Source organism: Salmonella sp. 2020_1459 (assembly GCF_043847915.1).
Taxonomy (GTDB): Bacteria; Pseudomonadota; Gammaproteobacteria; order Enterobacterales; family Enterobacteriaceae; genus Salmonella; species Salmonella enterica.
Map to the genome: position 1 here is coordinate 127490 of NZ_JBCMFA010000003.1, position 12571 is coordinate 140060.

Genomic DNA, 12571 nt, shown 5'->3' on the forward strand with positions numbered 1-12571 from the left:
GTGATGCCGGATGGCGCCGCTTCGCGTCTTATCCGGCCTACGAGTGAGCATCTATTTACAGGCTGAATAAGGCGCAGCCGCCATCCGGTGCCCTACACTTCACTTAACGCTCGCGCTGCGGCAATCACGCCCTGTCCAAACGACAGCCCGCCGTCGCCCGCTGGTAACCGCTGCGGAAATAACAATTTAAAATCAGAAAGATAAAAGGCGAGACGTGCGCGAAGTAAGCGGTTGTGTATCACCCCGCCGCTGAAGACCAGAGTGGTTATCCCCCGCGCCGTAGCCTGCTGGCGCATTAGCGTGGCAAACCCGCACGCCAGCGCATCATGAAAAGCCCAGGCGCGTTGCGCGGGCGTGGCCTGCCAGTTCAACCATTGCCGCCAGAAAACGGCGACGTCCAGTTGAGCGCCGTTAAGCGGCATCGTGACCGGATGCTCAACGTTAGCGCATTGAGAGGCCAGCGCCTCCAGCGCGCAGGCGGCCTCGCCCTCATAGCTAAGCGATGCTGGCGCGCAGCGAAGCGCGGCAGCCACCGCGTCAAACAACCGCCCGCAGGAAGACGCCAATGGGGCATTGACGCCGCGCTCAATGGCGCGCGCCAGGACATTCCAGTTTTGCTGTTGCAGCCCCGCTGTCTCCGGATAATCCTGCCAGTCCGGCACAAAGCGCAGGCACTGCGCCAACAGATTACGCCACGGATGTTTGGCAGCCAGATCGCCTCCCGGCAGCGCCACGGCGGGTAAACCGCCTAAATGTTCGCACTCGCGATAATTGACCCGCAAACATTCTCCGCCCCATAGCGCGCCATTCTCACCCATGCCGATACCGTCTACCGTCAGGGCAATCACCTCTCCACCGTCCAGCGGCCAACCATGCTCGGCCAGGCAAGCCGCCGCATGGGCATGATGGTGTAACACCGTCTCTGTCGGTAGACGCATCTCACTGGCCCACTGACTGGAAACATAGCCCGGATGCGCATCACAGACGATACGCTCTGGGATAAAATCGTAGATTGACTGGATCAAACGCAATGCCTCGCGCCACTGCGCCTGGATACCGTCATCGCTGAGATCGCCTAAATGCTGGCTGACAACTGCCTGTTCGCCGCGTACCAGACAGAACGTGTTTTTCAGATCCGCGCCCAGACAAAGTATCGGCGGCACATCGCGAAATCCGGGCGGCAACGCAATCGCGTCCGGCACGTATCCCCGCGAACGACGCAGCATTTCGCCGCTGTCGCGCACGACAGAGTCGTCCATGCGCTGTACAATGTCGCGATTATGCAACAGAAAACCATCGGCAATATCGTGTAAATCGTCCAGCGCCTGTTCGTTGGTGATGGCGGGCGGTTTGCCGCTCAGGTTGCCGGATGTCATCACCAGCGGGTAATTGAGCGCCTGCAACAAGAGGTGTTGCAATGGGTTGGCTGGCAGCATCACACCCACCTCCGTAAGTCCTGGCGCGATGCCCTCACTCAGCGAAGGTACATACTGCTTATCCACCAGTACAATCGGGGCCGCTGGCGTGGTCAGCAGCGAACGCGCCGCGCTCGGCAGCGTTTGCGCCGTGGGCAACATCACCGCCAATGGTTTCGCCGGGCGATGTTTACGCGCCCGCAGCATCGCCACTGCGTTATCGTTGCGCGCATCGCAGGCCAGATGAAAACCACCCAGCCCTTTAACGGCAATAATGCCTCCGGCGTTCAGTTGGGCGACCGCCGCCTGCAAAGCCGCCTCTTTTTCCGCTCGTTCATGTTGGCTCCGCCACTCAAGATGCGGCCCGCATGACGGACAGGCAACGGGCTGGGCATGAAAACGGCGATCGTACGGATCGCGGTATTCGTTGTCGCATTCCGGACACAAGGGAAACGCCGCCATCACCGTAAATGGCCGGTCATAGGGCATAGCGCGAATAATGGTGAAGCGTGGTCCGCAGTGGGTGCAATTGATGAAAGGATAACGGTAGCGCCGCTCGCCTGGGGTATTCATCTCGGCAAGACATGCCGGGCAGGTCGCCGCATCCGGCACGATTTGCGTGTTCATCGAACCGCCTGCGCTCTGACGAATGGTGAAATCCGTCGGTGCGCGCTCCCATACCAACGACGCGTGTTCAACGCTGTCAATGCGCGCCAGCGGCGGGCAATCCTGATAGAGCGCGGCAATAAATTGCGACGGCTCTTCCAGCAGCCGAACGACGACGCCGTCGCCGTCATTACACACGTCGCCGTGTAATCGCAACTGCTGCGCCAGCTGCCAGACAAAAGGACGAAAACCGACGCCCTGTACTTTGCCCCGAATGCGTAGCTGTACGCCGGAAGGTGTGTCTATCGCCATCTTATTTTCCCGCCATCATCGAACCCGGATGCCTGATGGCGCGACGCTTATCAGGCCTACAACCGCACGGACCGTAGACCGGATAAGGCATTGATGCCGCCATCCGGCAATGCTTTGTGGCGTATTCTACGCGCAATCGCAGAAATCAGAAAAGCAGCGATGCCGTTGAATCCAGCGCCGCGCGACGGCGTTTTTCCGCGCTCAGCTGTTCAAGCTTATTGCGGTCCACGCAGATTAGGGCGTGCGTTGGGCAAGCGGCCATACAGGCCGGACCGGCTTCACGGTGGTGACACAGATCGCACTTGTTGGCTTCGGCTTTTTCGGCACGCACGTTCAGCCCCGCGCCGCTATTGCGAACCACCGGACGTACCACCACTTCCATGGCGCCGTAAGGACATGCCACTACGCAAGTTTTACAGCCAATGCAGCGTTCCTGCATCACATGAACAAAGCCTTTGTCACGGCTGATGGCGCCATTCGGGCAAACGTTGGCGCACGGCGCGTCTTCACACTGGCGACACAGCGTTGCCGTGGAAACATTCACGCCTTTGATGACATGGATACGAGGTAAAAAGGTTTCAGGGGTCAGCGATGCGCAATCCTGATTTTCCTGATGGGATACGACGCAAGCCACTTCACAGGTACGGCAACCAATGCACTTACTCGCGTCTGCAATGATGAAACGGTTCATCAAATTCTCCAGCAATAACAGATGATGTGCCGATATATACACGAATCGTGCCAATTTTTATTTCATTGTTATTTAAGAATATTATTTCTATTTTCGTGAGCATTTACGTGTCATCGTCACAAGTGTCGATGACACGTAATGTCGCCAGTGGTGGTCAAGATTTGCAGTGATAGCCAGCCAACTCTGCACCGCAACTGGCATCAATCCTGATTAACGCCTGGCAATACGTTACCGCGTATTAAACAGCGCTGCGTAAGGGAAAGATCGTCCGTTTGCGGATTCCTTCCGGCAATAGGTTTGATAATTAATTTACGGCCAGGATAGTGATTAAAACGGGTCAGCGCCGGATAACTCAACCGGCCAAACCAGCCGTGTACGCGCTGCCAGCGGGCGTCCTTCACCTGATATAAATTGGTTATCCAGTAGCCTGAGTCAAATTGCATATCCAACAGTTGCGTGCGCCCATTGCCCTGTAAATCAAGCAAATCATCAACGCCAGTATCGGTCGCGGTATAAAACCCCCACGGTTCAAAGACGCAGGGGCGGCCATTCTTGAGAAAGGTGAAAATGATGTATTGCGCGCTCGGCGCCAGGCCCAACCCAGGATTGCCCAACCAGATAACCAGATCCTGAATGCCGTTACGATCGAGGTCAGCGCGATAAAATTGCGCATTACCCGCCAAATTAATCAGCCTTCCAACCGGGACAACCCACGAATTACCGGCTCTGTCTTTTCCGCTAATCCGCCATTCGTTATCTTTTTTCGGCTCCGGCAGTAGCGTCACGCCACTGACTCCGACCTGGCGAAAATGCCAGGTCTGGTCGGGCGATACAGAATAAGGCAGGGTCAACAGCGGCTTCAGCGCACGCTTTTGCGCATATTCACCGTCGCTCATCGGCAGGTAACCGACAACACCGGTGGCCAGTGCGCGTGCGGCGAGGCAGAGAAATAGCAGTCCGCTCCATACGATAATCTTCACGTCCTTCTTACAACCTTTGCCGTGTAACACAAATTCTCCCTAAATATGTGCGCATTTTACGCCTCCGGCGCTTCCAGCGCGGCAAATCCGCCGTTTCCCTGCCAGCCTTCCAGGCGCTGATAGACGATATTTACCGCGTCCTTAATCGGTTGAGTCATCGGATAATAAAACCCGACGATATCCGGCTGGATACCAACAAAAATCACCTCGCCGACATCCTCTTTCAGCTGATCGATAAGGTAGTTGAGCGGCATATTGTGGGTGGTCATCATAAACATTTCGGCGATATCATCCGGATCGATGATGCGGATCTCGCCCGGATTAAGTCCCATATCGGTGGCGTCGACAATCAACAGACGCTGCGGGCGCAGTTCGCGAATCGCCACAATGTCGTTTTCCGGCGCGCTGCCGCCATCGATGACAACCCAGTTGCCCTTCGGCTGCGCCGCGCACATTCCCGCCAGTAACGGGCCTGCGCCGTCGTCGCCCATCATGCTGTTGCCGACACAGAGTAAAACGTCAGTCACGAAGCCTCCTCACCATCAGATAGATGGCGCTTTCCTGATGAATGTCATGCAGCATACTGAGCATCAGTTTGCTCCATTCTTGCTGCTGCGGGGTCTGCGCAGCGCGCGCCTCATCAAACGCGCGCGCCAGCATTTGCACATGGTTGAAATCGATAACGATCTCGCCATACTTCGGCACGCCTTCCATTTTACGCCGGGCATCGCTACCGGCTTCCAGGGTGGCGATCCACGCCAGATACTCATCCCATGGGCAGGTGAGCGCGGCCTCCAGACAATCGATAACCCCCAGGTGGTGACCAATCGCCAGGCTGTAATAGACAACCTGCTGCGCCTCGGCAGGCGTCGCATCGTTCTCATCAATAAACTTACGGCTCAGTTGACTGAACACCACCTGTTCGCTCATCGGATACGCGCCTCTTCAACAACATGATTGAGATGGGTGACAATTTCGGTTAAACGCGGATCGTTTTCCGCTTCCAGCCAACGCGCCACTTGCTGCTCGCCCTGCCCCAACTGTGTCAGGTAATCATCGGCGATCTGACGACCATAGCGATAACCCGCCAGCCGGCGCGCCGCGCGATCCACCTTCACGCGCAGCGGCTGCACCATATCCGGATGCAGGATCTCTGCGGGCTGATCGTCCAGCTCACCCGGCGCGCGGGCGTGGATTTTCTGCTCCAGCAGGCCAAGCGCCATCGCAAAGCCATACAGCGTCGCCGCAGGCGTTGGCGGGCAGCCTGGAATATACACATCCACCGGGACGATTTTATCCGTACCGCCCCAGACGCAGTACAGATCATGGAAGATGCCGCCGCTGTTGCCGCAGGCCCCATAAGAGATACAGATTTTCGGGTCCGGCGCCGACTGCCAGGCGCGCAGCGCCGGAGAGCGCATGGCGCGGGTCACCGCGCCGGTAAACAGCAGAATATCGGCATGACGCGGCGACGGTACCACTTTGATGCCGAAACGCTCGGCATCAAACAGCGGCGAAAGCGTCGCAAAGATTTCGATTTCACAGCCGTTACAGCCGCCGCAGTCCACGCGGTAAACGTATGCCGAACGCTTAATATTTTTCAGTAAAGACGCCTTCATGCTGGCGATGGATTCATCCACCGTCATCGGTACCGGAATGCCGTTGGCGTCACGCGGGCCTAATAAATTGCTCATTAGCTGACCTCTTTCATATGGCGAGTCAGTTCAATACGGTCGGACGGCACCAGGCATTTCTGACGCTTACAGTCCGGGCAGGTCTCAAAGCTTTCGCGGTGGTTTTCCGCGCGGCTGTCGCCGTTGTGCGCAAGCAGCGCAATGGCGTAGTCGATCTCTTTCTGTACCGCGAAAGGACGATTGCACACGCGGCAGTTGCACAGCGCAAAGCGGGACTGTTGCAGGAAATCTTCTTTCTTCCACACCGCCAGTTCGTACTCTTGCGACAGTTTAATCGCCGCCGTCGGGCACACCTCTTCGCAGCGACCGCAGAAGATACAACGGCCAAGATTGAACTGCCACGCCAGCTCATTGGTCGCGAGATCGGTTTCCACCGTCAGCGCGTTCGACGGGCAGGCATTAACGCAGGCGGCGCAGCCGATGCACTGCTGCGGATTATGTTCCGGCTTGCCGCGGAAGTTTTTATCAACCGCAATCGGCTCCAGCGGATAAGACGAGGTCGCCGTGCCGGTTTTGATAACTTTTTTGATAAAGGTAAACATGGCGATTCCTTATTTCAGCGGCGAGTTTTTACGCTCAATGCTGTAGCGCTCAAGTTCTTTGTACGGCACGACTTTGCTCTTCTTCTTACGCACATCGACCACGGTCATCCGGTCGGTACAGGAGTAGCACGGGTCGAGGCTGCCGATAATCAGCGGCGCGTCGGAGACGGTGTTGCCGCGCAGCATATAGCGCAGCGTCGGCCAGTTGGCGTAGGTCGCCGCACGGCAGCGCCAGCGGTACAGCTTCTGGTTGTCGCCGGTCATGCTCCAGTGGATATCGTCACCACGCGGCGCTTCGGCAAAGCCGAGCGCAAAACGGTGCGGAATATAGGTAAAGCCTTCCACCATCAGCGGGCCGCCCGGCAGATTATCCAGACCGAAATCGATCATATTCAGCGAGGTGTAAACTTCGTTGATACGGACTTTCAGACGAGAAATCACATCGCAGCCCTGCTCGCTGTGCACTTCCATCGGCAGCAGGCCATAGCCCACAAACGGGTGGTCGGCGCGGGTGTCGCGGGCGTGACCGCTGGCGCGCACCATCGGGCCGACATTACTGAAGTCACGGGCAATTTCCGGGTCCAGACGGCCGATACCCACGGTACGCTGTTCCATATTCGGCGTGCTCAGCAGCATGTCCACCAGCTCCTGCACGTCACGACGCATCTGCTGCGCCAGTTGACGGGTCTGGATCATGTCTTCTTTCAGCAGATCGCGGCGAATCCCGCCGATCAGGTTCAAACCGTAAGTTTTGCGCGCCCCGGTCAGTATCTCCGCCATCTTCATGGAGGTTTCACGCACGCGGAAGAACTGCATAAAGCCGGAGTCAAAGCCGGTGAAGTGGCAGGCCAGGCCTAAGTTCAGCAGGTGCGAGTGCAGGCGTTCCACTTCCAGCAGAATAGCGCGGATCATTTGCGCACGCTCCGGCACCTGAATGCCCATCGCGTTTTCCACGGAAGTGGTGTAGGCGGTGCTGTGGGCGAAGCCGCAGATACCACACACGCGATCCGACAGGAACGTCACTTCGTTATAACCCATACGGGTTTCCGCCAGTTTTTCCATGCCGCGGTGGACATAGAACAGACGGTAGTCGGCGTCGATAATGTTTTCGCCATCGACGAACAGACGGAAGTGGCCCGGTTCATCGGAGGTGACATGCAGCGGGCCAATCGGCACCACGTTATTTTTCTTGTCACCCAGCTCGTTAATGAACTCGTAGGTTTCCGCATCGGTGGTCGGCGCCGGGCGCTGACGATAATCCATGCTGTCTTTACGCAGCGGATAGAGTTCATCCGGCCAGTCGTCCGGCAGCACCAGACGGCGCTCGTCCGGCAGACCGACCGGGATTAAACCGTACATGTCGCGTACTTCGCGCTCACCCCACACGGCAGCCGGCACGCGCGGCGTAACGGATGGGAATTCCAGCTTATTGGCATCTACTTCAACGCGAACGGTAATCCAGCACTTCGTGCCCTGCTCCATCGACAGCACGTAATAAACGGCATAGTGGCCGCACAACTGGCGTTCGTCATTACCGAACAGCACCGACAGCCACCCACCCTGCTGGTAGTAAAGAAACTCCACCACTTCCGGCAGATAGTTCACTTTTACCGTAATAGTCAGCTGATCTTTGGTCTGCCAGGCTTCGTCCAGCACGACGCCCGGAAACGCCTGGTGCAGCGCCGCAAGGTATTGTTGACCTAATTTTTCTTCAGACATGCTCAAACTCTCTTAAATCACGCCGCCAGCAAGGAGACGAAGGCTAAAAACGCAAACCCAAAACCGGCCCAGGTCACGCGTGAAGTGGCGCAAAAACGCAGTCGCGCCATGCTGTTTTCAAACAGGGCGATCACCAGTACGCCGACAATCAGCTTGACGACGGCAATCACCAGCGCCAGCAACAGTCCGCCTGCGCTGAAGGTTTCCATCTGTCCCCACGGCAGAAACACGCCGACGAACATTTGCAGCACCACCAGTTGCTTAAGGCTGATGCCCCATTTCAGCACCGCAAAGCCGCTACCGCTGTATTCGGTCAACGGCCCTTCCTGCAACTCCTGCTCCGCTTCCGCCAGGTCGAACGGCAGCTTGCCCATTTCGATAAAGGTGGCGAAGGCGCAGGCGCACAGCGCCAGAATCAGCGGAATACTACGCGCGACAGGCCAGTGATAAATGGTATCGGCGATATTGCTGATATGAGTTGAACCCGCCACCTGCGCGGCGACCCACAGACCCAGCAGCAGAATCGGCTCCACCAGCACGCCGAGCATCGCTTCACGGCTGGCGCCGATCGCGGTGAACGGGCTGCCGGTATCCAGGCCTGCAATAGAGAAGAAGAAACGGGCGATGGCGAACAGGTAAATCAGGGTGATTAAATCACCCAGTTGCGGCAACGGAGATCCAACGGTGACAACCGGCAGCGCGGTGGCGATAGTCAGCATCACGCCGACCATCACAAACGGCGTCAGGCGAAAAACCCAGCCGGAATCAGCGGGCGCAATACTCTGACGACCGAGCAGTTTGATAATGTCGCGGTACTCCTGCAACACGCCCGGCCCACGGCGATTGTGTAGACGGGCGCGCGCCACGCGAGTAATACCGGACAGCAATGGCGCAACGGCAAATAGCACCAGCGCCTGAATTAACGGATAAAACACACTCATTTTCAGGCTCCTCGTGAAACCACAATCACCACCAGCACCGCCAGCTCAATCAGCGCCAGACGACGGAACAGCACCGCGGCCGCCGCGTTCTGCCAGCCCGGCACCAGCGATACCGGGTTAAGCCATTTACGCAGTTTAAGTACCGGGGCAAAGGCCTCTTTCACCGGCATGGCGAAACCGTGCGCGGTAATCACCATCGACTGCTCATGGTCGTAGCCGCACACCCAGGCCGCGCCGCGAGAACGCGACGGCAGACGGTTGCCTTTGAATATCGCCATAATGATGAACGGCAGTAGCGGACAGGCGACCAACAGCAGCGTGATCATCGGCTGCGATACGGTGGTGTGCGCGGTTTCCAGCGGCAACGGTACCGCAGTGGAAATCATCGGCAGCAGCCACGGCGCGGCAACCCCACCAATCACGCAGCAGATAGCCAGCGCAACCACGCTGACGCCCATCAGGATCGGCGCGCAGCTGGCGTTTTCAGCTTCCTTCGTGCGCGGCGCGCCAAGGAACGTCACGCCGTAAACTTTCGCCATACACATCACCGCCAGCGCGCCGGTAATCGCCAGGCCAACCGCCAGCAGCGGTCCTAACAGACGACCAACAAACGCGCCGCTGTTGCCCAGTTTGAAGAAGGACTGGTAAATCACCCACTCGCCGGCAAAGCCGTTCAGCGGCGGCAACGCAGCCATCGCCATCAGACCGACCAGCATGGCGATAGAAATAACCGGCATCCGTTTACCAATACCGCCCAGTTTTTCGATATCGCGATGACCGGTACGGAACCAGATGCTGCCCGCGCCCAGAAACAGCACGCTTTTGAACAGGCTATGGTTCAGCAGGTGATAGAGCCCGCCGGTCAGACCCAGCGCGATCAGTACCGGCTGATTGAGAGCAATCCCGGTAACGCCTGCGCCCAGACCGAGCAAAATGATGCCGATATTTTCCAGCGTGTGATAGGCCAGCAGGCGCTGAATGTTATGCTCCATCAGCGCGTACAAACCACCGACAAAGGCGGTGATCATCCCAAGCACCAACAGCGCCACGCCCCACCACAGCGGCGCATTGCCGCCAAGCAGAGATAGCGTGAGAATGCCCAGCAGCCCGATTTTCATCACCACGGTCGAGAACAGCGCGGCGGCGGGAGCGCTGGCGTTGGCGTGCGCCTGCGGCACCCAACCGTGTAGCGGGATAATCCCGGCCAGCAGACCAAAACCGATAACGCCGAGCAGCCAGATATCGGAGCCCAGCGGCAGTTGCTGAGCGCGTTGATCCAGCAGCCCCAGATCCAGCGTGCCGTAGCGCTGCCACACCAGCCAGCAGGCGATTGCCAGCAGCAGCGTACCGAGACGGCCCAGCGCAAACCACAGTTTGCCCTCTTTGCTACTGCCGGTAAGGAACACGGCGCAGAGCGCCATGATTTCCGCCATCACCACCATCGTCCCCAGATTACTGGCGACCACGGCGCAGACGGCTGCCGCCATCAGCAGGTTGATCAATAGTCCGTTGGCTTTTACCTGTGGATGGCGATGCCAGTCGATATTGAACAGGCTGACGAACAGACCGCACAGCCCCAGCGTAATCAGCCAGATAGCATTCAGCGGCGTTATTTGCAGCATGTGACCGGTAAACGGCATCACGCCGCTCACCGTAACTGCGCTGGTCAGTGCGGTGAACCCCGCGCCAGCCGTACACAGGCTGCCGACCGCGCCGCCGATACCGGCAATCCAGCCGCTCAGCGCTTTATGAAACGAAAACAGAAACGCCAGAACGGCGGCGGCGGCAAACCACGCGACGCCGCTAGTAATCAGTGAAAGTGAACTCATTATGCATCCCCACTCTGAGCCTGCTGAAACAAGGTGAGATCGCCAAAATCGGTATTAAACGTCAGCTCACGTTTACGTTTGCTGGCGCGGGCGATATCCGTGTTCTCCACCAGGTGTAGCGCTTTAGTCGGGCACATCCGCACACAGGCCGGGCCTTGCTCGTCAAAGCTGCACAGGTCGCATTTCACCGCGATAGCGCGTACGCCCGGCACCCAGTCGAGCAACGTACTGACGCGCGCAGGCGCTGGCGGCGCGGGCGGCGCTTTCGGCGTATTGGCGTTCGCCGGAATATGCAGCGGACGGCTGCCGGAAAACTCAATAGCGCCAAACGGACAGGCAATACCACACAGTTTGCAGCTCACGCACAGGCTTTCATTAAGCTGGACAGCGCCGTCAACGCGATTAATCGCGTTAACCGGGCATACCGTGGCGCATGGCGCATCTTCACAGTGGTGACAAAGCTGCGGCGCAGATTCTTTTTCATTCAGCATCACTTTCAGGCGCGGCATTGACTGCAGGCCATGCTGGCGATGCGTCTCTGAACAGGCGGCCTCACAGGTGTGGCAGCCGATACAGAGAGTGGAGTCAGCAATTACAAAACGATTCACCAGGCATTCCTCAGGTGATTGTCATTTTTGACGAAAACATGCCGTTGAAATGTCATTTTCGACACTTATCGACACGCCCATCCCCAAAACATTCATGACGTGGCGCAACGCCACATCGCGAATCAAAGCGGGCAACACCTCAGGCTTATACCGCCGGGCTGTTTCCCTTTACCAATTGACGCAAATTAACCGGCGAGTTGGTTTCTACAGCGGTATAGAGGCTGTCGTAAACGCTGGCGATTTTTTCCAGATAGTGCTCCAGCACCTGCTCGCGATCGCGGTTGTTAACCCGTTCATCAACCTTGCCGTCGATATCGAGCTGCGCCTGTGCAATCAATTGCTTATCTTCGCCATCTTTGGTTTCAACGTAGTACTCAATGGTGTGGCTGTTAAAACCATCCGCCAACGCGACGTAAATACGAAAGTGCTCAAACAGGACAAAGCAAAGATCCCTTTCCGGCGCGCAGCTCATTGCGTGATGCAGGCGCGCTTTCGAGAGGGTGATCCCCTGAACCAGCGAGTTGCAGTAAATATGCCACTGGTCCTGTAGGCGACGATGCCGTTGCGCGATGTAATCGGCCTTTTCGCTTATTTCCCAAATAGTCATGTCAGGTTACCCGTTTAACAGAGATGCCTGCGTTAAGCATTTTCCATGCCAATTTTTAACTTATTGTTTTTAATGGAAGACGCGCACAGTTACTGCCGTTTCGACGCGGTGACGACATGTCATTTCGTCATCGTCGACATTAACCTGCCAGGGGATAAAAATATTGGCATAAATATTGCTTTACAGGGGCAACTACTACGGGAGGCGATATGCATGAAATCACCCTCTGCCAACGGGCACTGGAATTGATTGAACAACAGGCTTCAGCATACGGTGCAAAACGTGTGACAGCCGTCTGGATCAAAATTGGCGCATTTTCTTGCGTGGAAACCAGCGCTCTTTCCTTTTGTTTTGATCTGGTATGCCGCGGCACGATAGCAGAAGGTTGTAAACTGCACCTCGAAGAACAGGAAGCCGAATGCTGGTGTGAGCATTGTCAACAATATGTCACGTTGTTAACCCACCGTGTACGTCGTTGTCCGCAATGTCATAGCGATACGCTGCGAATTGTGGCCGATGACGGCTTACAAATTCGGCGCATAGAGATTGATGAAACTGAAGATTAATGCCGGATAGACGCTCGCGTCGCCATCCGGCAGAAAGCCTGTAACAAGAAAAAGATCAGGA

Annotated in this window: 13 protein-coding genes; 1 reads left to right on the top strand and 12 read right to left on the bottom strand. The window is 57.1% G+C overall.

Annotation, left to right across the window (positions count from 1 at the left end):
* Positions 1–92 precede the first annotated feature (92 nt).
* The 12 genes from hypF to hycA all read right to left on the bottom strand — a co-directional run bounded on the left by hypF (position 93) and on the right by hycA (position 11944).
* Entirely contained in the window at positions 93–2333 is a 2241-nt protein-coding gene (gene hypF, locus ACH0VJ_RS09075) for a carbamoyltransferase HypF (protein WP_000963436.1), read from the bottom strand.
* Between the two features lie 145 nt (positions 2334–2478).
* Positions 2479–3024, bottom strand: a complete 546-nt coding sequence (hydN, locus tag ACH0VJ_RS09080) for an electron transport protein HydN (RefSeq protein WP_001078791.1) — start codon at positions 3022–3024, stop codon at positions 2479–2481.
* 200 nt (positions 3025–3224) lie between these two features.
* A complete protein-coding gene (locus tag ACH0VJ_RS09085) occupies positions 3225–4034 on the bottom strand; it encodes a hypothetical protein (RefSeq protein ID WP_000902280.1) in 810 nt (269 codons plus the stop codon).
* A 26-nt stretch (positions 4035–4060) separates the two neighbouring features.
* Positions 4061–4531 carry a hydrogenase maturation peptidase HycI gene (gene hycI, locus ACH0VJ_RS09090; protein WP_000132996.1) on the bottom strand — a complete coding sequence of 157 codons (471 nt, stop codon included), beginning with the start codon at positions 4529–4531 and terminating at the stop codon, positions 4061–4063.
* The gene (locus ACH0VJ_RS09095; RefSeq protein WP_000003725.1) at positions 4524–4934 is read right to left on the bottom strand and encodes a formate hydrogenlyase maturation HycH family protein; all 411 of its coding nucleotides are present in this window, start codon (positions 4932–4934) and stop codon (positions 4524–4526) included. The genes hycI and ACH0VJ_RS09095 overlap by 8 nt, the downstream gene beginning before the upstream one ends.
* Entirely contained in the window at positions 4931–5698 is a 768-nt protein-coding gene (hycG, locus tag ACH0VJ_RS09100) for a formate hydrogenlyase subunit HycG (RefSeq protein ID WP_000067419.1), read from the bottom strand. The genes ACH0VJ_RS09095 and hycG overlap by 4 nt, the downstream gene beginning before the upstream one ends.
* Positions 5698–6240: a formate hydrogenlyase subunit HycF gene (hycF, locus tag ACH0VJ_RS09105; RefSeq protein ID WP_000493767.1), complete on the bottom strand. Its 543-nt coding sequence runs from the start codon at positions 6238–6240 to the stop codon at positions 5698–5700. Before hycF ends, hycG begins: the two co-directional genes overlap by 1 nt.
* Before the next feature lie 9 nt (positions 6241–6249).
* Entirely contained in the window at positions 6250–7959 is a 1710-nt protein-coding gene (hycE, locus tag ACH0VJ_RS09110; protein WP_001288155.1) for a formate hydrogenlyase subunit HycE, read from the bottom strand.
* Between the two features lie 17 nt (positions 7960–7976).
* On the bottom strand, positions 7977–8900 hold the full coding sequence (locus ACH0VJ_RS09115) for a respiratory chain complex I subunit 1 family protein (RefSeq protein ID WP_000110563.1): 924 nt from the start codon (positions 8898–8900) through the stop codon (positions 7977–7979).
* Positions 8901–8902: 2 nt separating this feature from the next.
* Positions 8903–10729, bottom strand: a complete 1827-nt coding sequence (hycC, locus tag ACH0VJ_RS09120; RefSeq protein WP_000097050.1) for a formate hydrogenlyase subunit 3 — start codon at positions 10727–10729, stop codon at positions 8903–8905.
* Positions 10729–11337, bottom strand: a complete 609-nt coding sequence (hycB, locus tag ACH0VJ_RS09125) for a formate hydrogenlyase subunit HycB (protein WP_001079164.1) — start codon at positions 11335–11337, stop codon at positions 10729–10731. Before hycB ends, hycC begins: the two co-directional genes overlap by 1 nt.
* Positions 11338–11482: 145 nt before the next feature.
* Entirely contained in the window at positions 11483–11944 is a 462-nt protein-coding gene (gene hycA, locus ACH0VJ_RS09130; RefSeq protein ID WP_000158075.1) for a formate hydrogenlyase regulator HycA, read from the bottom strand.
* Positions 11945–12153: 209 nt separating this feature from the next.
* On the opposite strand from hycA, the gene hypA reads away from it, so the two are divergent.
* Entirely contained in the window at positions 12154–12510 is a 357-nt protein-coding gene (hypA, locus tag ACH0VJ_RS09135; RefSeq protein WP_000544461.1) for a hydrogenase maturation nickel metallochaperone HypA, read from the top strand.
* Positions 12511–12571: the final 61 nt, after the last annotated feature.